Genomic DNA, 23,988 nt, shown 5'->3' on the forward strand with positions numbered 1-23,988 from the left:
ATTATTGTAAGGCGTCTAAGGCCAGATTCAATTCTAATACATTTATTTTTTGTGGTCCTAGTATGCCAAATAGCGGTTGCTGCGTTTGCTCCGTTACCAATTGCTCTAGGCGACCTGCTTCAATTCCTCTATTTTTAGCAATACGCGCAATTTGAACACGTGCACTTTGAACTGAAATATTAGGGTCCAAACCACTACCACTAGCGGTAAGCAAATCCACCGGAATATCTTCTTTAGCAACCGTTGGGTTTTTAGCTAAAAAATTATCTAAGCGCTTTTGTACTTCTTGTAGATAAGCTGCATTCGTAGTTGCTTTATTGCTAGCACCTGAACCTGCAGCATTATAATCTACCGCAGAGGGACGAGACCAAAAATATTGATCTGAAGTAAAAGCCTGTCCTAGGTTTACATAGTTTTTTCCTTGAGCCGTTTCTATGGTAAATCCAGCTCCTGAATTTGGAGTTAGTTTAGCAATTCCCCACATCAGTACAGGATAAGCTACACACAGTAAAACTAGTAAAGTAATAGTTAATATAATCGAGGGTAATAGATTTGTTTTCATTGGTTTATTACATAAATAGTGAGACAAAAAGGTCAATTAATTTGATTCCGATAAAGGGTACAATCACGCCACCTAATCCATAAATTAACAAATTACGACGCAAGAGTGCACTTGCTCCAATAGGCTTATAAGCTACCCCTTTTAAGGCCAAGGGTATTAAAAATGGAATAATAATAGCATTGAAAATAACAGCAGAAAGTATAGCACTCTCAGGACTGTATAGCTTCATTATGTTTAGTCCTTGTAAAGCGGGAATCGCTGTAATAAATAAAGCGGGGATAATGGCGAAGTATTTTGCTACGTCATTGGCAATACTAAAAGTTGTCAAAGTACCGCGGGTCATCAGTAATTGTTTTCCAATTTCCACTACCTCAATTAATTTGGTTGGATCATTGTCTAAGTCTACCATATTTCCTGCTTCCTTCGCTGCTTGAGTACCGCTATTCATGGCTACACCAACATCAGCTTGAGCCAAAGCAGGTGCATCATTTGTACCATCACCCATCATGGCAACTAATCTACCTTCTGCTTGCTCGCGTTTGATATAGTTCATTTTGTCTTCCGGTTTAGCCTCAGCAATAAAATCATCTACCCCTGCTTTTGTAGCAATAAACTTAGCTGTCATGGGATTATCTCCCGTTACCATAACGGTCTTAATCCCCATCTTTCTCAATCGAGCAAAACGCTCTTGAATACCAGGTTTAATTATATCTTGTAACTCTACAACCCCTAATACTTGCTCATTTTGTGCGACAACTAAAGGTGTTCCACCATTTTCTGCAATCATTCGCACAGATTCTGCTACTTCTGCAGGAAATGCATTCCCTGTATTCACACATAGATTCTTAATTGCATCTACGGCTCCTTTGCGTATGCGTATATCGTCATAATCAATACCTGAACTTCTTGTTTCTGCTGAAAATGAAATGAACCGGGGCTGATTTACTGTAAAATCCGTTGGATCTACATTAGCCAATTCAATGATTGATTTACCTTCTGGTGTATCATCGCTTAAAGAACTCAAAACAGCAGCTTTAATCAACTCCATTTTATCAACTCCATTGGCAGGATGAAAATTGGTTGCCTTGCGGTTCCCTATGGTTATAGTTCCCGTTTTATCTAATAGTAATACATCGATATCTCCTGCTGTTTCTACTGCTTTACCGCTTTTAGTAATCACGTTTGCTCTTAAGGCTCTATCCATACCTGCTATACCAATAGCGGATAATAAACCTCCTATGGTGGTGGGAATTAAGCATACATACAAGGAAATTAAAGCTCCAATAGTAAGACTTACATTAGCAAAATCTGCAAAAGGTTTTAATGTGATAATCACAATCGTAAACACTAAAGTAAATCCAGCTAATAAAATAGTCAGTGCTATTTCATTGGGTGACTTTTGTCTATTTGCCCCTTCTACCAAGGCAATCATCTTATCTAAGAAGCTCTCACCTGCTTGCGCCGTTACGCGTACTTTGATCCGATCAGATAATACTTTTGTTCCTCCTGTAACAGAACTTTTATCTCCTCCTGCTTCTCGAATTACAGGAGCACTTTCCCCTGTAATGGCACTCTCATCAATAGTTGCTAATCCTTCGATAATTTCTCCATCTGCGGGAATTATATCTCCAGCGACACAGATATATACAATTCCTTTTTGTAAACTAGAAGACGATACTTGTGTTCCATTTTCTAAAGTAGCAGGCGTTTCTTCTCTTGTTTTGCGCAAACTATCTGCTTGAGCCTTTCCTCTTGCTTCGGCAATAGCCTCTGCAAAATTGGCAAACAACAGCGTTACAAACAACAATAAGAAAATGGCAAAATTATAGCCAAAACTCCCTTGACTCTGTTCACCAAACAAAATCCATATACAAACCCCAAGCATAATAGCTGTTCCTATCTCTACTGTAAACATAACAGGATTGCGGAATAAGGTTCTTGGATCTAACTTAACGAAAGCCTCCGTTAAGGCTTTTAGTACGACCTCTTTTTGAAAAAGAGTATTGTTATTTTGAGTTGCCATTTTTTATAAACTTAGTAATGTAAAATAATCAGCAATTGGACCTAAAGTTAATACGGGGAAAAAAGCTAAAGCGGCTATGATTAAAATCACAGTTAACACGATAGTTCCAAATGTTACCGTATCCGTTGCTAGTGTACCAGAACCTTCGGGGACATAGTTTTTTTGAGCTAAAAAGCCCGCTAAGGCTAGTGGCCCAATAATAGGTAAAAAGCGTCCTAGTAATAAAATAATCCCTGTTGAGAAGTTCCACCAAGGCGTATTATCCCCTAAACCTTCAAATCCACTACCATTATTAGCTGCTGATGAAGTGTATTCATACAAGATCTCACTAAAACCGTGAAAAGAAGGATTGTTTAAGGTGTCTCTAGTCAAATCAGGAAAGGCTGTACCCAATGCTGTGCTGCTCAATATCAATAAGGGATGAATCAAAGCAACGATCATGGCTATTTTCATCTCTTTAGCTTCTATTTTTTTACCAAATAATTCAGGTGTTCTTCCAACCATCAATCCACTAATAAAAACAGCTAAGACAATAAAGACAAAGAAGTTCAAAATTCCGACACCGACACCTCCATAGAAGGAGTTAATCATCATGGCTAATAACTGATTCATTCCAGATAAAGGCATGGAGCTATCGTGCATAGAGTTTACAGAACCCGTTGATATAACTGTAGTTACGATACTCCAAAAACCAGAAGCAGCAGCCCCTATTCGCACTTCTTTTCCCTCCATTGCGCCCATAGAATTATCTATGCCCATCGCAGCAATATTAGGGTTACCTCCCGCTTCCATTATAATGTTTGGTATAGCCAAACACAAGAATCCTAGAGTCATTACGCCAAACATCATCCAAGAGAAACGCTTGCGATTAATGTAATATCCAAAGGCAAATACCATTGCTAAAGGAATAATTAACTGAGCAATCATCTCCGTCATATTGGTTAAATATGTAGGATTTTCAAAAGGATGCGCAGAGTTTGTTCCAAAGAAACCTCCCCCATTTGTTCCTAAGTGTTTAATGGCAATAAAAGCCGCGGCTGGACCACGTGATACTTCTACTTGTTGCCCCTCTAAAGTTGTTTGGGTATCTTTTCCTTCAAAAGTCATTGGTGTACCTTGAAAAATCAAGATAGCTGATACGATAATACTTAAAGGCAATAAAATACGAGTGATTGATTTTACAAAATACACATAAAAGTTACCTAAGAGTGTTGTTGTTTTGTTCCTAAACGCTTCAAATACAACTGCTGCTGCTGCCATACCAGTTGCGGCACTGACAAATTGAAGAAACATCAACCACGTCTGAGTTAAATACGTTACCCCTGTTTCTCCTGCATAGTGTTGCAAATTACAGTTTACTAAAAAGGAAATAATCGTATTAAACGCCAAATCAGGAGACATACTTGGATTATTATCTGGATTGAACGGCAAGGATCCTTGAGTTAATAACAAAACAAAACCCAACACAAACCAAACAGCATTGATTGTTAGCAAAGCTACCAGGTGCTGTTTCCAATTCATTCCTTCCTCAGACTTAATTTTACTGCTCTTGTAAAATAAATTTTCTAAAGGAGTCATTATACGGTCTAAAAAAGTAGATTGCCCCGCATAAACCTTAGCTATATATTTCCCTAAGGGAATGGAAATTCCAATGGCCACTAAAAAAGTGATCAAGATTCCGACAATTTCTGTATTCATTTTAATTAATCAATTAATAATAAAATTTTATGAATTAGATACACGATGCCATAGACCATCGCAAAGACTAATAGAATGACACCTATATCTTGTATGGTGTCTTTAAAATTCCTCTGGTTTAAGTAAGACATAACACAGATAGACAAATACTGCTAAAGCAATAATTAATAATAAAATCATGGAGTTGTTGAATTATAGATTATCAAAAAAATGAATGGCTTTGTAAAACAAAACAAAGCACACAACGCCTAAAACGATACACGCTAAAATTGTCATTGATTTAATTTTAAAATTAGGTTTGATAGTTTGTTATAGCATATTGCTACTTCTAGTTTTGGGAGTAATCTAGTGCTACGCCTACTTGGTAAAGAATACTGAGTTTTCATTATGTGTGATTTTTGCTTAGTATAAGCGAATGGTATACCAATTTTTGGCACAAATCACAAATCACTACTAATCAGTGAATTAAATCAAAAACCAAATACACTAAACAAAAAAACCCTATCAAAATGATAGGGTTTCAGTTGTTGGAGCCTTTCAAAGTGAAAGGGTGTGTTTTGTTAGGAATCTTAATAATGTAGTACATAATAAATATATTTACTTTAAAAACACTATTTTTGCCCAATATTATTATAGAATATTAAATATATATCGAATTAAAAAACGTTAATATTTAGTATTATTTATTTTTTATCTCTAATATACCTAGTACATGAAAAAATTAGTATTGATCTTACTGCTTTTTCCCTTTTTGGGATGTTCAAGTAGCAGTGACGACGAATTTGATGGTGAGAACGACAAAACCTTAGTAACCCTAGAAGCAGGTAATACAAGATATCCAAATACAAAAATTGGTTACTATGATGCGGAAGGGTTCTGCAAGTTGATCATCGACTTAGGTGATTTTACAGGAACTTCTGAGGCGTTTCTGATTCCATCTAAAATGATTAAGGAAATTATTGTTTTCTCAGATTATGGAATTTCAGAGGCCATGCAAATAAACTATGCCTATCAAATCGGTCAACCACTAAAAATAGAATACGGTAGATCAAACAAATTCACTTTGTCTCCAACAGAATTTGGAAGTCCTGTACTAAAACGCGATTTGAAAAAATATCCTCATTAATCCTAGATAAATAGAATAGGGAGGCTTTTTAGTCCTCCCTATTCTATTTATGATATTTAATCCCTTCCTCTATCACATTCTCTGAGTTGTACTTGATCTAAAAAAGGAGTACTATTTTTAATTAATAGCATATTCTGTCATTTTGCGGTATAAAGTAGTAAGTGCAATTCCTAAGAGTTCAGCTGTTTTAGTTTTATTGCCATTGGTGTGTGCAAGTACTTTCTTAATGTGCTGTTTTTCCACTGAAGCTAAATCTAATGCAGTGATTCCTCCACCTAAAGGAGCTGCTTTTTGCTGTACTTCATAAGGTAAGTCACAAAGATCTATACTGGCAGTTGTACATAAAATAATAGCGCGCTCTAGCGCATTTCTCAACTCTCTAATATTACCCGGCCACTGATAAAGTTTCATTGCTTCTAAAGCCTCAGGTGTTATTTTTTGTATGGACATTCCTTGTTCAAAAGCAAATTGCTTTCTAAAGCGTTCCGCTAGTAATGGAATATCTTCTATTCTTTCTCTTAAAGCAGGTAAATAAATTTCAAATACGGATATGCGATAATACAAGTCCTCTCTAAATTGTCCTTCTTTTATTTCTTTTTCTAAATTTCTATTCGTAGCAGCTATAATGCGTACATCAACTTTGGTAGGTCGTGTTTCGCCAATTTTTAAAAATTCACCTGTTTCTAATACACGTAGTAATTTAGCTTGTAATTCAATAGGCATCTCTCCTATTTCATCTAAAAATAAAGTGCCTTGATGCGCTTCTTCAAATAATCCCTTCTGATCTTTCATCGCATTGGTAAAAGAACCTGCTTTATGACCAAATAATTCACTCTCTAATAATTCCTTACTAAAAGCTGAACAATTGACTGCCACAAAATTGTTTTTAGCCCTCGTACTACCGCGATGGATTGCTTGGGCAAAAACCTCTTTTCCTGTTCCCGTTTCACCTGTTAATAAAACCGTTGCATTAGTAGGTGCTACCCGTTTAGCTAAGTGAATGGTTGCTAAAAAAATAGCAGAAATACCAATCACCTGATCAAAACCCGTTATCTTGGTTTCTACTTCAATCTGCGTTTGGGCTAAACTTCGATTAAGCGCTACACGTTCTAACGCTCGATATAATAAAGGGAGTATTTTATTGTTGTCATCGCCCTTTGTAATATAATCAAAAGCGCCATTCTTAATGGCTTGTACCCCATCAGGTATATTGCCATAAGCCGTTAGTAAAATAATCTCTACAAGCGGATACTTTACTTTCACTTGCTCCACAAAAGCCACGCCATTGCCATCGGGAAGTTTGACATCACATAATACCAAATCAATTTCTAGTTGTTCTAACTTTTTACTAGCTGTTTTTAAATCTGGGGCTTGATGAACCTCAAATCCTTCTAATTCGATTATTCGAGCTAGTAATTTTCTTAACTTTTCTTCATCGTCAACTACAAGAATTTTTTGTTGTGCCATAACTCTATTGCATTTAAGAACGCTAAAGGTATGAAACAATCTGAAACAATGTTCGATTGATTTGTAGAAACAATACGCTTTTACCTGGGCTTTTTTGAAAAATTCAATTAAAAAATTTTGGCCTATTTGAAGGACGCCTTAGGTAGTTATACTTGTTTTTATTTATCTTCCTTTTGATGTTGTTTTCTACTACCAATTGAAACTATAACATGATGAAAAAAACATTTCTTTTACTTGCTTCTCTATTACTCTTAGGGGGTCATAGTAGCGCGTACAACTGAAAAAGTTGAAACACCTATTTCAGTAGAAAGGACTGATAACAAAAGACAGTACAGAATTGTAGTAATTGATAAGTTAACTAACACTATTATTTATGAGGAAACTGTATGTGCGGGTTTTAGGGTAGTAAACGATATTTTAAATAGTCTTTATGATGCATATGAACCAACATATAGTAAAGTTAGACTTTATTTTACAGTTTATTTTTTATATCTTTATTACTATGACTCTTTTATCCTAAATGCTTAACAAAAATAGACCACCATAAACAAGCAGTCTATTTTTGTTATCTAACCCCTTTTTAGTGCATAAATAAATTATTAATACCCAATAGTAAAGCGTTCTTGATGATGCACAGGTGTTTCTAATTCATCGATTAGGGCTTTGGCATAATCTTGAACAGATATTTTACTTTCTCCTTTTTCATTGACTAGTAAATCATCTTTTCCTAAGCGATAGATACCTGTTCTTTCTCCAGGTTCAAGATGACCTGCTGGAGAGAAAAATACCCAATCTATCTCCTTTTCTGGAATAAGTGTATTTAAATAAAACTCGCCTAATGATTGTACACCTCCTAGTATTTCTTGAGGAATAGCACCTGAATCAACCACGCGAAGCCCTGGTTTTACAAATAAAGTACCCGCGCCTCCTACAATAAGTAAGCGTTTTACTCCGGCTTTTTTTACACCTTCCAAAATTAAGGGATAGACTCTTAATGTTTCTTCATAAATATCTGCTCTTGTCCATCCAGGATTATAAGCACTTAGCACCGCATCTTTGCCTTTACTTAGCGCTGCAATTTGATCGATCGAGGATAAATCCGCTTGAACAAGTGTTAGATTTTCATTTGAAATAGTAATCTTTTCTGGGTGGCGAACCACAGCTGTAACTTTTATATTGCGATTTAAAGCTTCATTTAAAAGTGCAGATCCAACAAATCCACTAGCTCCTAGTAATACGATATTTTTCATATTTTTTTAGTTTAGATATAGGAACAAAAGTAATTTCACTTAGCAAAAATGAACTAATACATCTCCGCCTGATTAGGGTAAATCTCCGCCTTTTATTTGTGCTGCATACTATCCCGAAATGCATTTGGAGTAAGGTTTGTATGCTTGCGGAAATACTTCGTAAAATTGGTTGGTTCCTCAAAGCCGAGTTCAAATCCAATTTCTTTCATCGATAAATTACTAAAGCTCAATAAGCGTTTGGCCTCGAGAATAACACGGGCATCAATACAAACTTTGGGTGTATTTCCGGTTAAAGACTTCAATTCTTTGGTCAATATTTTTTCTGAAACACCAATTAAATCAGCATAATAACTTGTGTTTTTATTTATTTTAAAATGCTTCTCAAGTGCATGATAGAATATTCTAGCTGTGTTTTTAATACCTAGCACATACGCAGGTTGTACATGTCTTTCTGTTTCGAGTAAAACAATACGCAAATAATTTTGTGCAATAGCCACTTGAAAATGCGTGTTTGCTCTTTTTAGTTCTTCTTCTAATAAAGTAAATAAAGGGGAAAGAAGACAGGGCTCAATAAGAACAATGTGATTGCTATTTATAGGGTTTAAAATTTCGGCGGTATACAAAAAATTGGCATCTTCCTCTGTTCGAGTAAAAAAACTAGCTGTAAAAAGTACTAATTTACCCAAATACGCCTGTGAGACATCAAACTCACAAACCTGCCCTGGGGATATAAAGAGAACTTCATTGGCGTGTATTGCAACGTCTTTAAAATCAATACGCCCTTTAAAAACACCTTCTTTTACCCAAATAAGTTGATAAAACTTAGCTTTATGAGGCTGGCCTAAAATGTGAGGCACACTTTTGACAAAAGATAAATCCTTTACCTCTATTTCAACAGGCAAAGGGCTAAAGTTGTACGTTTTGATTTCTCTATTCATAACTATCCATACCAAGTACAAGTAGTAAATTAAAAGCTTTATTTTTTGATATAGGTCGTTTCCATATAAAAGGCATCTTTAGGTTTCCCTCCATAATACCAATCTACCGTTGTTTTTAAAATCAATTTAGTTGAAGTTGATAGGATTATTTCATACTCATTTAATTCAATATAATCATCTCTTACAAATTCAGTTTCAAACGTATTACCTTTTAAAACATATGCCTTTTTTTGTGTTGATTTCTTACATTCATAACTATCGAATTTATAAAATCTATGCGTATAAAAGGTTGCATTGTTAAACTCAATCTCATTTAAATCGCAGCCATCTTGATTACTCGCCTTTCGTTCCTCTAATTTTTTATTATTTACATTTAAAAAAACGACGCTTGATTCTTGCCAAGTTCCTTGAATAGCAGCTTGATAAACTCTTTTAGTATTGTCATCCGTAGAGCAAGCAAGTAAACTGATTAATAGTGTTAGTAAAACAAGTGTTTTTCTCATCTTTTAAAAGTTAAAATAATCCTTAAAATTAAGCGAATTAAATAATATAAACTACACATTTAAAGATAAAATAAGAAAAGGGCTTAGACTAAATTAGGTTCTAATTTACCCCCCTTTCTTCCCCTCCACCCAATAACCTTGCGAGAGAATTTTTCCTGCCTTCCTTTCCTTTAAAATTTTTCTTTGTTGTTGAATTGTAATGGCATTACCTGTCAAAATAAAAGCAGCTTCTTCCCAATCAATCCATGTACTTGAATCAAGTAGATGGTTCCATTTTTCAGTATCCAAATTCTTATCTTTAGTTTTAACTGTATAATTATCTAATCCTAATACAGCTGGTAAATGATTGTTCGCAGGGTTCAATTCAAAATAAAAATGAAACTGATGGTTGTTTTGTTTTAAAAGCGGAAAAAGAGAATAAGCCAATCCCAAAGAAGTTTCATCCCCAAAAAATACCTGTTGGTGCACCGAAGATTCGTACATCCTTTTTCCTCTAGGAGGTGAAATAAAAAGAACCTCTTCTTTTTGCAAGGTTCCTATCTTTTGGCTGCCAATTCCCTTGCCATTGATATAAAAAATCACATCAAATATACCTTGCACTTGATCATAAGAGGCAATAGTATAATTTCTAAATTCAGTTTCACTTATTCGAATAACACTTGCATACCCCAATTGCATATTCCACTTGGAAAGATCTCCTTTGAAGCGAATTCTTTTAATCTCAGGGCTTAAAGCATCTATTTCAATACTTTTTACATTGGGCTGTAGCGCCTGACCAAATAAACTAGTTAGCCATTTTGGTATTGTTGAAATCATCCGATTATGCCGTTTTAAAGTTTGTACTTTTTATTGAAACAAAGCAACCGCATAACCTAAAACGAAACAAGCGCTAACGAAGGAGGCTATTGGATGAATTGAGGTTTTTTGTATAAAAAGGGATGAAGAGATTATTTTTAACTATACCCAAAACAACTAAAAATCAGTCAATCAAAAAGTTACAATTAAACTTAATGTAATTAAAAAGGGTAATGATTGGATTAACCTCAGAATATTGTAAAAAAAATGACAAAAAAATAAAAACCAATTAAACGTTTGTTTAATTTTGCAATCGAAAATAAGTACATCATGGCGTTATCAGATAAGCAGATAGAGATTGTAAAAATTGCAGAGGAATTGTTCTCTCAAAAAGGAATTGAAGGAACGAGTATTCGCGACATATCAAAAGCAGCAGGAATAAATGTCGCCATGGTTAACTACTATTTTGGATCAAAAAGTGCATTGGTTAGTGCTCTTTTTGAAATTCGACTTACGCGAATACGCGAAAAGCTAGCATCTATAACTAGTGATGCTAACCTAAACCCCATGGATAAATTAATTGCTTTTACAGAGCATATGTTGACGGTTCAATTACAAAATGCCGCCTTCCATATTGTTTTGATGGGGCATTTATCTAAAAAGGATCAGGAAATTATAGTGAGTGATGCCATTCGAACCCTTCAGTTAGAAATATTAGCTATTCTGGGTGGATTTATCAAAGAAGGATATCAAATGGGATTGTTTCAAACCCAACCAGATCCTATTGCATTGCTTGTTTTTACACAAGGAATTATTAGCTATGTCATCCAACATGAGCGTTCACTATCTCTATATTGGGGAGCGGAAAATCACGAAGACTATAGTTTATATATCAAACAACAGATTTACCCTTATTTAGTACAATCCTTTAAATCAATTTTAAGTTACAATGAACAAAAGTAATTATCTTTTACTTGCTTCCTTTGTTATTTGCCAAACATTCGCTCAAACACCTGTTCATAAAGCACTTAGCATTGAACAAGCAATCACATTGAGTTTGCAAAATGGCAAAGAGATAAAAAAAGTAAAAGCCAGTACAGAAGCTTCAAGACTTCAAGTAAGTAGTACACAGCTTATGCGATATCCTGATTTAGAACTTTCAGGAAGTTACAATCGCCTTTTTGATGGTACAGATATGAACCTCAAAATACCCTTACCCGCTTCATCTGAAGATGCTAAAATGCCTGATGTTAAACCCAATCACCTGATGATTGGTCAAGCTAAAGCTAATCTTCCGTTATTTAATGGATTCAAAATTACAAACTCCATTACGCAGAGCAAACAATACTATGCTTTAGCTAAATTAACGGAAGAATCAACAACTGAAAATGTTGTTTATCAAACGATTAACCTCTATTTTGCCTTATACAAAACGCAAGCATCTATTGATTTATTGCGCGAAAATCTAAAACGAGCGCATCAACGTACCCTTGATTTTGAACAATTCCTAGCCCATGGGTTAATTGCGCGCAATGATTTTTTGAGAACCCAATTGCAAGAATCAAATATTGAACTCTCCCTAGAAGAAGCCAATACGACGCGTAAAAATGTTTCATTGCGTTTAAGTGTCTTACTTGATCTTCCTACGGAAGAAGCTATTGTTGCTGAAAAAGTAAGTCCAATTGCTATTTTTCCAACAAGAGAGGGAGATATTACAACACGTAAGGATGTACAAAGCATACAAAAATTGGATGAAATTGCACAATCAGCTATTAGAATTGCACAAGGTAACTACCTACCTTCCATTGGTTTAACAGCAGGTTATTCTGCCCTACAGTTAGACAAGGTGATTGATATAACTAATGCAACGAGTGTAGGTATTGGTTTAAAATATGACCTCTCTTCGCTTTACAAAAATAGATCAGAAGTACACAAAGCGAAAGCGAAAAAAGTAGAGAGTGATTATCAAATACAACTAGTTGAAGATCAAGCCAAAGTTGAAATTGAAGAAGCGTATAATACGTATGAATTAGCGCTAAAGAAAAATGCTGTTTTAACCAAAGCAATCGTTCAGGCCACTGAAAATTATCGCATCGTAAAGGATAAATACGACAATGGGCTAACCGATACAGATCATCTTTTAGAGGCTGATGTACAGCAACTTCAAGCGCAAATTGATTATGTATTAGGCCAAACAGATGAATCATTAGCCTTATATCAATATGCGTACAAAACAGGTAAATTAATAGAGAACGTACAAGAAAAAAAATAAGATGGAAACAAATAATACCGAATATAAAAAACCACTAAATAAAAAATTTATTATTGCTTTAAGCGCTATTGTTTTATTTGGTGGTGGGTATGGCATATACAAGTATATACATTCCCGTTCGCATGAAACTACGGATGATGCACAAGTAGAGTCAAAAATTACACCAATTGTATCTAAGGTGCCAGGGTATATTAAAGCTATTTATATTCAAGACAATCAACTCATTAAAAAGGGAGATACTTTACTTCGTTTGGATGAAACTGAATATGCAATTAAAGTGGAACAGGCAAAAGCGAATTATCAAGCGGCCTTGAGTCAGTTAAAAATTGCTGAAGCAGGACACCATACAAGTGAATCAACAATTGTATCTGCTCAAGCTGGTGCTTCTAGTGCACAAGCAAATGTTGGAACAGCTAAAGCAAATATTGAATCGGCAAAAACACAACTATGGAGAGCACAAAACGATTATGAGAGATACCATCGTTTATATGAAAGTCAATCTATTACCAAGCAACAATATGAACAAGCATTAGCAGCAAAAGAAACAGCTGAAAAACAAGTGATTGTATTGCAGGAGCAGATGAAAGCTGCTGAAAAACAAGCCAATGCTGTTTCTCAACAAATTAAGGTTAGCCAGTCACAAGCCGTTGCTTCTACCTCTCAAATTGATGCAGCAAAAGCCATGGTTGATCAAGCCAAAGCCAATTTAGACAATGCTGAATTGTATCTTTCTTATACCGTTATCACAGCAAAAGAAGAGGGACAAATTTCAAAAATCAATTTGCAAATTGGCCAACTCATTCAACCTGGGCAAGGTTTATTTAATACGGTACAAAAGAATGCAATATGGGTGGTTGCCAACTTCAAAGAAACCCAAATGGAGTACATGCGCGAAGGACAATCGGTACAGATTAAAGTTGATGCTTTTCCAAAACACGAATTTGAGGGAATCATCAATTCGATGTCTCCAGCTACAGGAGCTAAATTTGCATTACTACCTCCCGATAATGCCTCAGGAAACTTCGTAAAAACAGTACAGCGAATTCCAGTGAAAATTACATTTACCCATCCAGAAGATGAAATGCTAACCCATGTAAAAGCAGGAATGAATGTGGATATTGATGTCAATATTAAGAGCGGTAGATAAATAAGAAATTATGAATGAAGAAAGCTTAGTAGAACATGGCTATCGTCGAATAATCATAACCATTACAGCCATTCTTTGTGCCTTACTAGAAATTGTAGATACTACAATTGTCAATGTAGCCATGAATGATATGAAAGGGAGTATCGGAGTATCACTAACCGATATTGCATGGGTAGTTACTGCTTATGCCATTGCCAATGTAATTGTTGTGCCGATGACGAGCTGGCTCTCACAACAATTCGGAAGACGCAATTACTTTGCCGCTTCGATCATCATCTTTACGGTTGCCTCCTTTTTATGTGGGTATTCTACCACACTTTGGGAGATTATTCTCTTTCGTTTTATTCAAGGTTTAGGTGGAGGAGCCTTATTGGTTACTTCTCAAACGATTATTACAGAAAGTTATCCCGTTGAAAAAAGAGGTGTCGCACAAGCAATTTACGGTATGGGAGTAATTGTTGGTCCTACTTTAGGTCCCCCTTTAGGAGGCTATATTATCGACAACTACTCTTGGCCTTTTATCTTTTACATTAATATTCCGATAGGTATTATAGCAACTATCTTAACGATACTCTATGTAAAAAGTCCAAGATATGCTGAAAAGAGCAAATTAAGAGAGGTTGATTTTTTAGGTATTATCTTACTAGCAATTGCCGTTGGTTCGCTCCAATACGTACTTGAACATGGCCAACAAGATGATTGGTTCGAAAATACAACCATTCTAACTTTGTCAATAAGCTCCGTTCTAGGATTCTTTTTCTTTATTTGGAGAGAATTAACCTGTGAAAAGCCTATTGTAAACCTGCGTGTTTTAAAAGATTCTAACCTTGCAATTGGTACCGTATTATCTTTTATTTTGGGATTTGGACTTTATGGATCTACTTTTATCATTCCCATCTATACCCAATCCATTTTAGGATGGACAGCTACAGATGCAGGTATGCTATTGGTTCCTAGCTCCTTAATGACCGCTCTAATGATGCCTTTTATTGCGCGAATGTTGCAACGTGGAGTTCCACCAAAATACTTAGTAGCCGGAGGATTCTTAGTGTTTTTTATCTATAGTTTCTGGGCACATAATATTCTAACACCAGATACAGGAAGTGAACATTTTTTCTGGCCTTTAGTGATGCGTGGTATTGGTTTAGGGTTATTATTTGTACCGATTACAACGCTCTCCTTATCGAATTTGCGCAACAGACAAATTGGCGAAGGAGCAGCCTTTACAGGAATGATGCGTCAATTAGGAGGTTCTTTTGGTATTGCTTTAATTACTACTTTTATTTCCAGATGGACCGTAAATCATCGTTTAAATTTAGTCAGTCATTTGGACTCCGCTTCTTTAGAAGTACAAAACCGAGTGGCTACCTTACAGCAATCTTTTATAACCAAAGGATTTACAGCAGATGAAGCCCTACAAAAGGCCTATACCCTGTTAGATTTAGGAGTTACCAAACAAGCATCAGTACTTACCTATATGGATGTATTCATGTTTTTAGGTATTTTATTCTTAATTTGTATTCCCTTTATTCTCATCTTAATCAAAAAAGGTGCAGGAAAAATAATTGCAGGCGCAGGACATTAATCTTAATCTACTATACACAAACAGAGCTCCTAGGGGCTCTGTTTGTGTATAAATAGTGGGCTAATTTAGCTATTAGCCTTTACTTTTTTTCTAAATTCATTGGGTGCCATCCCCACATGATTAAAGAAAAAACGATACAAATGACTCGAATCCGTAAAACTAAAATCTTGTGCGATCTCAGTAATTGTATGACCGCTGTGTTCCAACTGCTCCTTAATTAATTGTATTTTTAAAGCACTAATATAATCGCGTAAGGACATTCCCATTTCTCTTTTAAAGCGCGTTTTTATCCCTGATTCTGACCGTTTAAAGGTAAGGCTTAAGGCTTGCACAGTGAGTTTTTCTGGCTGATAGATGTTAGAGTGAATGTAATTTTGGATCCTACTAAGTGTCGACTGTGCTAAGTCATCAATTGAATTTTCAACAGCACTAGGTATATCCTTAGCTAAAAGCAATAAGAGACTGCGCAATAAATTGGCATGCAACTCGGTAGGCTTTTCATTAGCAGCTCGCCAAGTAGCAATTAAAATTTCAACAATATGTCGTACTTCTGTATTCGAATTTTGTGTGCTTGCTTTTAACTGACCTTGTATACCTCTTGCTAAAGTAGTAAGCAAATTGTCCCAAAAATCAGTAGGACAAGTATTCATCCCTCCTTTCAGTACAACTGGGAGGAATTTAATTACACTAAAGTGCGTTTTTTCTTGAATAGTAAAACGGTGTTCATCTTCTGGACTTAAGAAAAAAATATCCCCCGTATCATACGTAGAAATTATGCCATTCAAACAATGTTCGCCCTTTCCAAAGCGAATATACATCAACTCATAATGGTTGTGGTTGTGTAAGGGAAATGGCCAAGTATCCGTTTGAAAATCCCGAAAAAATAAAGGTTCAAATTGAATGAGTTTCATGTGTCAAAAATAGCTAAAAATACCAAAAATAGAACTATTTATACATTTATAAGTAAGGTGTCTCTGCTACTTTTGTTCCCAAATTCAATCTTGATCTATGTCTAAAAACAGAACCAATAAATGGATAATTCCCAGTATGGCCTTTTGTGCAGGTGCTATTGTAGCCAATGTATATTACAGTCAACCTATTTTAAAAAATATAGCGGAAGATTTAGGAAAATCGGAAGAGTCCGTTGGTAAAATGGCCATGCTGGCTCAACTGGGATACGGATTAGGGATGTTTTTTCTATTGCCTTTAGGGGATAAATTAAATCGCAAGCGATTAATTTTACTCTTGTCTTTCTTTTTAATCCTTACCTTACTAGTAATAGCCAATACCAAAGATCTGACGCTATTATTAATTTTAAGCTTTCTACTAGGAGTAGGTTCTACACCCGCCCAAATCATCTTGCCTATGTCTGCTACGTTAGGCAAAGAAAATAGAGGGAAAAATGTGGGTATTGTATTTAGTGGAATCTTATGCGGTATACTGGGTTCTCGCCTATTGAGTGGTTGGTTAACGGATCTATGGGGATGGCCCAGTGTATTTCTATTTTCGGCTGTCCTTGTTTCTTGCAGTAGTATTTTAGTATGGCTAATATTGCCCGAAGTTCCAGGTGCTTTTAAAGGAACTTATCTCAGTTTATTAAAATCTACTTTAGCCCTAATTCGTCAATTTAAAGTTTTACGACAAGCTGCGTTATTAGGAGCATTTACTTTTGGGGTTTTCTGCTCTTTTTGGACAACCTTGACCTTTCACCTTAGTGGTGAACCTTTCTCCTTTTCTGCTTCAACCATTGGGGGATTTGGTATAATAGCGATTGGAGGGGCTTTAGTAGCTCCCTATTTCGGAAAATTAGCCGAAAAAGGCAGTATCTTTAAGAATCTGACCCTTACCGTGGGAATGATTCTACTTAGTCTAGTATCTCTTCTTATTTTTCCCCATTCAATTTTTGTATTAATCCTAGCCATTTTCTTTTTAGATATTGGGGTTCAAGCTACACAAATCACCAATTTTACGCGTATTTACTCCTTAGATGAAACCGCACATAGTCGTTTAAATACCATTTATATGACCACTTATTTTTTAGGAGCTGGAATTGGAACTTTTTTTGGTTTATGGAGCTGGTCTATAGGCGGTTGGAATCTCGCACTTTTGCAAATGATAACTTGGAGTATTCTCGCTTTGGCGATTGTTTGGTTAAGTAGCAAAAAACGATTGTAACATAGAAGTATTGTATTTTTATCCATGTGATAGAGCTACTTATAACGACTGTTGGAGAGATAAAAAAAGAGAGGCAACTAAAACAGTGTTTTAGTTGCCTCTCTTTTTATTACTAGCCAATTAAAAGCTATTTTCCTTATATATATTATAATCCAATACCATAACGCAATTGAATACCAAAGTTATAGTTTTTAAAAACAGCTTTGGAACCTTGTTGTATACTGTTATATTCAAGTGCATCATTTTCTATTGGTCTATAATCAATTACTTTTTCTTTCGTTTCATTAACAGACGGTTTTTGATTGTTTAAACCTAAATCAAAATAGGCACCTATATACAAATTTTGATTGTCCTTGATGTTGTATTTAAAGCCTATTTCAGCAATCCAGGCCCATCTATCTTTTAAATCTAAATCAGGTTTGTATTCTGCTTCATCTTGAGAATCAAAGCCCGCAAATGGAGGTTTATGCAATTCTAAATTATATTGTGGAAAAAACCCATAAGTCTCTAAATTATTCCAAGTAAGTGTTGATTTACTACTCATAACTAAAGAGTACTGGATACCTGTTCGCACATACAAACTCATCTCTCCTTCTCCAACATATTGAACCGTAAGTGGAATATTCACTTGATTTACTTTCCATTGTTCTTTGTAGTTTTTACCGTCATAATGAAAGATAAAATTTTGATTCTCCCAATCGGTTTTTTCACTTTGACCTTTTAAATTAGTCGCTGTAAAATCAACCGTTTGCATAGCGTATTGTGCCCCTAGTCCTAAGCTCCATTTCTGATTTACATAATAATCATATTGGAGGCCTACAGCGGTATTAAATTTAAAATCTGCTGAAAATTGATCTGGTAAACTGCCATAATTTTGGAGAACACCTGCTTTTAAACTCACACCTACTTCGTGTTTTTTAAAATAGTAACGGCTAAACTGCGCTTGTGCGTGCTGATAACTTCCCAGTAAAAGACCAAAGGCTAAAACACTTATATATTTTCTCATATCTTATCTTATTAGATTATAAATTAGCTTTAAAAGATAGGGTTCAGTAGCGTTCGAACCCTTCTTTTAGTACAAGTTAAATCAATTATTCTTTAACAATAAATTGAACGCTTTGTTGTTTTCCACTGCCCTTTAACACTAAGAAATAAGAACCAGAAGACACCGTTGTAGGAATTTCAATACTTGAATTTCCAGGTTGTAATTCTCCACGTTTAATCGTTTGTCCTTTTAAATTGTAAATCACATAGCTTGTTATTTCTTGCTCTTTTTGATCCAAACTAACATACAAGAGCTGATTCTTTCGCACTGGATTTGGATATACGCTTAAACTCTCTTGGGATGATGCTTCAATGTAAATCGGGCAACTCATTATTTTCTTGCCATTGTGTAAAGTCAATGCAACGTGATAGGTTGCACCTACTTCTAACGTATTCGCTTTATCATCTCCAGCTGAATACGCTTGCTGATTGCCAACTACTTCTCCATTCTTAAACCATTGATAGGCACTAAATACATAGCCGCCATTGGTTTGTTTGTTGTTATTTACCAACAATACATTATCGTATTTCTGATAGACAATTTGGTCTGTTGGTATGCGTTTTTCAATAAGAATTCGATACGTTTCCTCCGTGCCATACATGGATTTAACTTTGATTATTTGTTCATATTGACCATATTCAGGAACGAGAACTTCAATGTAATTTGAAGGTGTAACTTCGGCTCCTAGCACTGTTTCTACCTCGAGAATAACTTTGTCTTGTGCCGTATCACAACCAATAATAACCTGTACTTCCTTTTCCACTTTACCATAGGAAACCCCATCGATGATTAAGTTTAGAATCGACGCATCTTTGCTAATTACTTCTATCTTTCTAGAAACGGGAGTTGCAGCATTGTAATTGGCATTACCCGCTTGATTGGCCGTTAGGGTAACTACTCCAGGAGTTAAGAAACGTACAAGTCCTGATGCTGTAACTGTAGCAACCGTTTGTTCCTCGTTAATGGTATAAGATACAGGTAAAGAAGAACTTGCCGTAGCGGTTAGTTGCAGTGTTGGTGTATCTTCTAAAATTACTTGATAAGGAGCTTCAAAAGCGATAGATTGATCTGCTTTAGTTATTGTTAATACAGCTGTTAGTATCAAAGGCTCATAATTTGAACCCGATTCAATTCGTGCAGTTACTGCATATCTACCCACATCCGTTTGATTATTATTTGTATACGTGATTGTTACATCAGTAGATGGGGTTCCCTCCACAACTAAGGCTTTAGGGTTTCCATCATAAATATACGATTTAGAAGGTAGCGTCAATCCTTGAATAGTTCCACTTATAATTTTGAAATCTGCACCACTAAAAGTAGCTAACGTATAATTTGCTCGAGGAACTAAGCTTCCTTGACCAATTGGATATAAGCCCAATACTTCCCCAGGCAGACGGGTTAAATTTCCTGTAAATACCTGAAAAGGAAGATCACCACGTTGCAATCCTTCCACTGAATACGTGAAAACAGGATCCGCTTGACCATATAATTTTTGTTGATTCTCATTAACTACAACCTGTAAAGCAGCGGGTGTGATTTTAAATTTCTCTTCACCAACTATTCTAAAGGTGTAATTGTTTGATACAGCTTGTATACTCCCTTGGATATAGGAATATAAGCCTACATTTTCTCCATTTAATCTACCTAATGTTCCCTGAATTGCAGAAGCAATCGTATCCTCAAATTTAAATCCTGTAGCTGTAAATGAATAAATCGGATTTACTTGCCCATAGATCTTTTGTTGATTTACAGTTGGAACAATAGATAATTCTGCTGCCGTAATTGCTAATTCACCTGCATTAAATGTTAAGGTATAATTATTTACTACTTCTAAAGTACCTAGCCCTATCGCATATAAGCCCACATTTTCACCTGCTAGACGCGAAAGTGTTCCGCTAAATACATCACTTGCAGCTTCATTGTTTTTTAATCCTGTTACCTGATAAGTTAAAGTAGGATCAGAATCTCCATAGCTTTTCGTTTGAGCATCAACAGAAACATGAAGCTCCGCAGCTGTAATAGCAAAAGTAGCCGATACAAAGCGAATACGATAATTAGTATTCCCTCTTAAAGTACCTAAAAGAATAGGGTAAGTACCCACATTTTCACCTGTTTCTCGTGTTAAAGCGCCTGTTATACTACTCGAAGTATCCGAATACTTAAACCCTGTAATTGCATAGGTTAACGTTGGATCACTCGCTCCATACTCCTTATCTTGATTACTAGCAGCGGTTACCGTTAGTTCTGCCGCTGTAACGGTTAAGTCAAAAGTGACCTCTTGAGCTGGTAAATACCTTCCATTACCCGCTTGACTAGCCGTAATACTAGTTTGACCTACCCCTTTAATTACAAGGTTACCCTCTCTAAAAACAGCAATAGACTCATCTTCAATAGCATAACTCAAAGCTAAACCACTATCTGAACTACCCCAAACAAAAGCATTCTCACCATATACTTTTTCGACATCACTGACGCTAATGGTTTGTTCTTGTGCCGCTGATATGGTTGTAAAAGTAACAGGCCCATACCAAGATCCACAAGGTAAAGCTTGAATATAAACATCATAACTAACATCTCCTTGTAAATTTGAGAAATTATAAGGCGAAGTAATATCGGATACAGCTATTCCGTCTCCTCGTTCAAAACCTGCTTCACCATATTCGATAGCAAAAGAAGTCGCAGTTGATTCTATCGTCAAAGTAGCAATAGCTCCCATCATCACGTCGACTTCAGCATTCGTTATAGCAACAGATGGTACAAGCGTAACCGCTACTTCTTCACGAGGTGCTTTACAAGCTGTGGTAAAATTCCAATTGTAATACCCCATATAAAAAATAGAAGATTGTGCATTTCCAGTAATTGAGGCTACGGTTGAACTATAAGGATAAGTGGCACCTGATGCATTTATTTTTAGTCCGCCAGTTGGTAAACTTGTTTCAATGACATAAGTTCCTGGTTGAAATTCCAAATTAACAGCCACCGTTTGAGCAGTTGTACCCCCACTAACCGAAGTAGTATAATTCACAATTCCAACGGTTGATCCTCCTCCTCCTCTTTGCTTAAAAGTCATTCTTCCCGTTTGAGCGGTTGTTAAGGGAAAAATATCCATTGATTGTAAAGTAGTAGGTTGAATAATGGTAAAATAAACTTCAGATGCAGTAGTCCAAGTGTCTTGAGAACTACCCACAACAGACGGGGTTAGAGGCCCAGTCAAAATTGGTGCTGATGCAGGTGTTGCCACTGCGTACCAAAAAGAAGTAGATTGAGTTAAAACCCCAGTTGTATACGTATTTCCTGTATATATAGGTGTATTCGAAGTGGCCGATGTATACCAATGAACTACACCTTGCGTTGTTACTTCAAGATCAATTGAACCTGTACCACAACGACTTAATACCTCAGTTGGTGTAGCTAATTCAGCCTCTGGATAATTACATAACGTAGTGAAAGTTAAGGTAGTCCAAGTACTTGAATCCGTTGCTGAACAAAGGGATTGAATATAAATAGAATATGCAGTTGATGGCGTTAGAGCCAATAGTATTTTTTCTAGTTCGGTTGTTGTACTCGTACTCACTAAACCTGTTGCATCACCCGGTACGCCACTCGTTCTAACTTCTATTTTATATCCTAGAGTTGGGGTATCCCCTTGAGTGGGAACACGCCAAGTTAGTTTTGCCGCATTTTTAGTAACTGCTGTGACTTGAATATTAGAAGGGAAAAAACAAGTTTCTAGCGATCTAATTTCAACCGCATAATCTTCTATCTCTGCATAGATTGAAAATGCTCCACAAGGATTCAATTCCGATCCATTTCTATTGTGTTGATACTGTACCCTTAATCGATATATTCCCGGTTGAACCGTAGCTGGTACCGTAAATGCTGGAAAGTTAACCGTTGCGTCGCTTGTAATGGTATTATTGATAGAAGCAACTCTTTCATTAGCATCAAAAATCATATTGCTATTGTAGTCTATCCAAATAGTAGCACCATGAGTTCCAGATCCAGAACCACTTGTTAATGAAGCCCTATATGGAGTTCCTATTTCAAGAACAGCAGGTGCTACAGTACTCGAATAATTCTTATATCCAGCAACACCATCTGAGGCAGTCGAACTATTATTCAAATTACTCAAGGTAAAGTTTCGGATCTCATCTGCATTATTAGCTGAACCCGTTGGTATACAGTAACCCGTAAAAAATCGAAATGGACCAGACCATCTACTTACTCCTAATAAAGTTCCGCAATTCTGACGAACGTAAAACTCATAATTCGTATCTGCAGTTAAACCTGAAAGTGTTCCCCCATTTTCAAAATTAGGGACTAAGGTACCCGCTGTCTCCAAATTAAAATCTCTAACTCCCCACTTGACGTCAAAGGTATCTCCGAGTCCTTCCCAGCTCAAATCAGCTGTGGCTGGTGTAATATTATCTACACCTAAGGCTTCGGGTTGAATACAATTTGGCGTTACTTCTCCTGAAAGAGCAAAAATATTTAAAAAGCCACTGGTAGCACTTGTTTTTGTAATGGCAACTTGTTGAATAAATTTAGTTTGATTCACTGCTGCAATTGCAATCGTTACTTGAAACATCTTAGGATTGCTTGCATTATTATCTGGATTTCCTCCACTACGTGGAACTCTTCCTATTCCTTGAATCGCCACTGGAGGGGTGCCTGTTTGATACCAATCTGGAACGGACTGACTGCTAATTGCTTGTGTTGTACCATCCGTAAAAGTAATCGTTCCTGTAAAGGTAGAGACAGAACTTCCTGAAGTAGCTAAAATAAATAGTTTACTTAACTTAGAGGTATGAGTCTGAAGCACAAAAGTACCTGTACCTCCATTTTCATTTATTCGCAAGGCATTACTTCCATTAAAAGGAGCTAACTGAAACGTTAATCCAGGTGTAACCGTTGCTACTGAAGAAATTAATCCCGTAACAGGAAGTCCAACTGTAGCTCCAGGATAATCCCTCGTCATAAAAGCATTGTTCGCACCCGTACTTGTTGCGTCTACAGCTGCCGTAGTAAAAGTAGCCGCAGGACTATTTTCTGCGATGACATCCTCATTGAAACCAGAAGTAACAACCAGCGGTGTATACGTTTGTGCGCTGGTTACTTGCACGGAGAATAACAGGAAAGTCAAAAATAATTTAAAAAGTAATTGTTTATTCATAATCGGTTTGTTGGTTAGTTTCATTAGGTTTAATACACAATAAACACAAGGGATTCGGTCAATTCAAGTTATAATTTTTACAATATTTAATAAAAAACAAGAATGGAAGAATATATTATTTGCTTATCATTTTAAAATACACACTAATATAGTAATTTTAATAAAATAGCATCAATTATTATAATAAAAATTACAACATATAATAAAAAATAGAAAATAAGGAAAC

18 protein-coding genes are annotated in these 23,988 nt (G+C 35.9%); 6 read left to right on the plus strand and 12 right to left on the minus strand.

Features of this window, described 5'->3' with window-relative positions; all coding sequences use genetic code 11:
* Position 1: 1 nt before the first annotated feature.
* The 4 genes from kdpC to kdpF all read right to left on the minus strand — a co-directional run bounded on the left by kdpC (position 2) and on the right by kdpF (position 4,463).
* Positions 2–562 (minus strand): potassium-transporting ATPase subunit KdpC, encoded by a 561-nt coding sequence (gene kdpC, locus ACMHJ2_RS07610; RefSeq protein WP_413512356.1) that lies wholly within the window; start codon positions 560–562, stop codon positions 2–4.
* 7 nt (positions 563–569) lie between these two features.
* Positions 570–2,585, minus strand: coding sequence for a potassium-transporting ATPase subunit KdpB (gene kdpB, locus ACMHJ2_RS07615; RefSeq protein WP_413512357.1), 2,016 nt, complete (start codon positions 2,583–2,585; stop codon positions 570–572).
* A gap of 3 nt (positions 2,586–2,588) precedes the next feature.
* The gene (kdpA, locus tag ACMHJ2_RS07620; protein WP_413512358.1) at positions 2,589–4,283 is read right to left on the minus strand and encodes a potassium-transporting ATPase subunit KdpA; all 1,695 of its coding nucleotides are present in this window, start codon (positions 4,281–4,283) and stop codon (positions 2,589–2,591) included.
* 102 nt (positions 4,284–4,385) lie between these two features.
* On the minus strand, positions 4,386–4,463 hold the full coding sequence (kdpF, locus tag ACMHJ2_RS07625; RefSeq protein WP_413512434.1) for a K(+)-transporting ATPase subunit F: 78 nt from the start codon (positions 4,461–4,463) through the stop codon (positions 4,386–4,388).
* Positions 4,464–4,995: 532 nt separating this feature from the next.
* On the opposite strand from kdpF, the gene ACMHJ2_RS07630 reads away from it, so the two are divergent.
* Positions 4,996–5,409, plus strand: coding sequence for a hypothetical protein (locus ACMHJ2_RS07630; RefSeq protein ID WP_413512359.1), 414 nt, complete (start codon positions 4,996–4,998; stop codon positions 5,407–5,409).
* Between the two features lie 117 nt (positions 5,410–5,526).
* Here ACMHJ2_RS07630 and ACMHJ2_RS07635 read toward each other — a convergent pair whose 3' ends face one another.
* The 5 genes from ACMHJ2_RS07635 to ACMHJ2_RS07655 form a co-directional block, all read right to left on the minus strand.
* Positions 5,527–6,876, minus strand: a complete 1,350-nt coding sequence (locus ACMHJ2_RS07635) for a sigma-54-dependent transcriptional regulator (RefSeq protein ID WP_413512360.1) — start codon at positions 6,874–6,876, stop codon at positions 5,527–5,529.
* Positions 6,877–7,475: 599 nt separating this feature from the next.
* A complete protein-coding gene (locus ACMHJ2_RS07640; protein WP_413512361.1) occupies positions 7,476–8,126 on the minus strand; it encodes an NAD(P)-dependent oxidoreductase in 651 nt (216 codons plus the stop codon).
* A 92-nt stretch (positions 8,127–8,218) separates the two neighbouring features.
* Positions 8,219–9,064 (minus strand): helix-turn-helix domain-containing protein, encoded by an 846-nt coding sequence (locus ACMHJ2_RS07645; RefSeq protein ID WP_413512362.1) that lies wholly within the window; start codon positions 9,062–9,064, stop codon positions 8,219–8,221.
* 38 nt (positions 9,065–9,102) lie between these two features.
* Positions 9,103–9,567, minus strand: a complete 465-nt coding sequence (locus tag ACMHJ2_RS07650) for a hypothetical protein (RefSeq protein WP_413512363.1) — start codon at positions 9,565–9,567, stop codon at positions 9,103–9,105.
* 105 nt (positions 9,568–9,672) lie between these two features.
* Positions 9,673–10,383, minus strand: coding sequence for an FAD-binding oxidoreductase (locus tag ACMHJ2_RS07655; protein WP_413512364.1), 711 nt, complete (start codon positions 10,381–10,383; stop codon positions 9,673–9,675).
* A 309-nt stretch (positions 10,384–10,692) separates the two neighbouring features.
* Between ACMHJ2_RS07655 and ACMHJ2_RS07660 the strand changes: the two genes are divergently transcribed.
* Genes ACMHJ2_RS07660 through ACMHJ2_RS07675 form a run of 4 tightly spaced genes read left to right on the plus strand, consistent with a single transcriptional unit; the run spans position 10,693 to position 15,366 of the window.
* A complete protein-coding gene (locus tag ACMHJ2_RS07660) occupies positions 10,693–11,325 on the plus strand; it encodes a TetR/AcrR family transcriptional regulator (RefSeq protein ID WP_413512365.1) in 633 nt (210 codons plus the stop codon).
* Positions 11,312–12,634, plus strand: coding sequence for a TolC family protein (locus ACMHJ2_RS07665; RefSeq protein ID WP_413512366.1), 1,323 nt, complete (start codon positions 11,312–11,314; stop codon positions 12,632–12,634). Before ACMHJ2_RS07660 ends, ACMHJ2_RS07665 begins: the two co-directional genes overlap by 14 nt.
* Position 12,635: 1 nt before the next feature.
* Complete coding sequence (locus ACMHJ2_RS07670; RefSeq protein WP_413512367.1) at positions 12,636–13,781, plus strand: HlyD family secretion protein; 1,146 nt, start codon at positions 12,636–12,638, stop codon at positions 13,779–13,781.
* A gap of 10 nt (positions 13,782–13,791) precedes the next feature.
* Positions 13,792–15,366, plus strand: a complete 1,575-nt coding sequence (locus tag ACMHJ2_RS07675) for a DHA2 family efflux MFS transporter permease subunit (protein WP_413512368.1) — start codon at positions 13,792–13,794, stop codon at positions 15,364–15,366.
* Between the two features lie 65 nt (positions 15,367–15,431).
* On the opposite strand, the gene ACMHJ2_RS07680 is transcribed toward ACMHJ2_RS07675, so the two are convergent.
* On the minus strand, positions 15,432–16,277 hold the full coding sequence (locus ACMHJ2_RS07680; protein ID WP_413512369.1) for a helix-turn-helix domain-containing protein: 846 nt from the start codon (positions 16,275–16,277) through the stop codon (positions 15,432–15,434).
* Positions 16,278–16,374: 97 nt separating this feature from the next.
* On the opposite strand from ACMHJ2_RS07680, the gene ACMHJ2_RS07685 reads away from it, so the two are divergent.
* The gene (locus ACMHJ2_RS07685; RefSeq protein WP_413512370.1) at positions 16,375–17,541 is read left to right on the plus strand and encodes an MFS transporter; all 1,167 of its coding nucleotides are present in this window, start codon (positions 16,375–16,377) and stop codon (positions 17,539–17,541) included.
* 145 nt (positions 17,542–17,686) lie between these two features.
* Here ACMHJ2_RS07685 and ACMHJ2_RS07690 read toward each other — a convergent pair whose 3' ends face one another.
* Complete coding sequence (locus tag ACMHJ2_RS07690) at positions 17,687–18,547, minus strand: outer membrane beta-barrel protein (RefSeq protein ID WP_413512371.1); 861 nt, start codon at positions 18,545–18,547, stop codon at positions 17,687–17,689.
* A gap of 85 nt (positions 18,548–18,632) precedes the next feature.
* Entirely contained in the window at positions 18,633–23,762 is a 5,130-nt protein-coding gene (locus ACMHJ2_RS07695) for an MBG domain-containing protein (protein WP_413512372.1), read from the minus strand.
* Between the last annotated feature and the right edge of the window lie 226 nt (positions 23,763–23,988).

It is taken from the genome of Myroides odoratus, assembly GCF_965118575.1.
Lineage (GTDB): Bacteria > Bacteroidota > Bacteroidia > Flavobacteriales > Flavobacteriaceae > Flavobacterium > Flavobacterium odoratum_B.

What these genes read in the sequence shown, in the direction of transcription:
- ACMHJ2_RS07640 (WP_413512361.1), bottom strand. Translation starts at nt 8,126, where the DNA reads ATGAAAAATATCGTATTACTAGGAGCTAGTGGATTTGTTGGATCTGCA.
- ACMHJ2_RS07660 (WP_413512365.1), top strand. Translation starts at nt 10,693, where the DNA reads ATGGCGTTATCAGATAAGCAGATAGAGATTGTAAAAATTGCAGAGGAA.
- ACMHJ2_RS07635 (WP_413512360.1), bottom strand. Translation starts at nt 6,876, where the DNA reads ATGGCACAACAAAAAATTCTTGTAGTTGACGATGAAGAAAAGTTAAGA.
- kdpA (WP_413512358.1), bottom strand. Translation starts at nt 4,283, where the DNA reads ATGAATACAGAAATTGTCGGAATCTTGATCACTTTTTTAGTGGCCATT.
- ACMHJ2_RS07695 (WP_413512372.1), bottom strand. Translation starts at nt 23,762, where the DNA reads ATGAATAAACAATTACTTTTTAAATTATTTTTGACTTTCCTGTTATTC.
- ACMHJ2_RS07650 (WP_413512363.1), bottom strand. Translation starts at nt 9,567, where the DNA reads ATGAGAAAAACACTTGTTTTACTAACACTATTAATCAGTTTACTTGCT.
- ACMHJ2_RS07670 (WP_413512367.1), top strand. Translation starts at nt 12,636, where the DNA reads ATGGAAACAAATAATACCGAATATAAAAAACCACTAAATAAAAAATTT.
- ACMHJ2_RS07665 (WP_413512366.1), top strand. Translation starts at nt 11,312, where the DNA reads ATGAACAAAAGTAATTATCTTTTACTTGCTTCCTTTGTTATTTGCCAA.
- ACMHJ2_RS07690 (WP_413512371.1), bottom strand. Translation starts at nt 18,547, where the DNA reads ATGAGAAAATATATAAGTGTTTTAGCCTTTGGTCTTTTACTGGGAAGT.
- kdpC (WP_413512356.1), bottom strand. Translation starts at nt 562, where the DNA reads ATGAAAACAAATCTATTACCCTCGATTATATTAACTATTACTTTACTA.
- ACMHJ2_RS07675 (WP_413512368.1), top strand. Translation starts at nt 13,792, where the DNA reads ATGAATGAAGAAAGCTTAGTAGAACATGGCTATCGTCGAATAATCATA.
- ACMHJ2_RS07655 (WP_413512364.1), bottom strand. Translation starts at nt 10,383, where the DNA reads ATGATTTCAACAATACCAAAATGGCTAACTAGTTTATTTGGTCAGGCG.
- ACMHJ2_RS07645 (WP_413512362.1), bottom strand. Translation starts at nt 9,064, where the DNA reads ATGAATAGAGAAATCAAAACGTACAACTTTAGCCCTTTGCCTGTTGAA.
- ACMHJ2_RS07685 (WP_413512370.1), top strand. Translation starts at nt 16,375, where the DNA reads ATGTCTAAAAACAGAACCAATAAATGGATAATTCCCAGTATGGCCTTT.
- kdpB (WP_413512357.1), bottom strand. Translation starts at nt 2,585, where the DNA reads ATGGCAACTCAAAATAACAATACTCTTTTTCAAAAAGAGGTCGTACTA.
- ACMHJ2_RS07680 (WP_413512369.1), bottom strand. Translation starts at nt 16,277, where the DNA reads ATGAAACTCATTCAATTTGAACCTTTATTTTTTCGGGATTTTCAAACG.
- ACMHJ2_RS07630 (WP_413512359.1), top strand. Translation starts at nt 4,996, where the DNA reads ATGAAAAAATTAGTATTGATCTTACTGCTTTTTCCCTTTTTGGGATGT.
- kdpF (WP_413512434.1), bottom strand. Translation starts at nt 4,463, where the DNA reads ATGATTTTATTATTAATTATTGCTTTAGCAGTATTTGTCTATCTGTGT.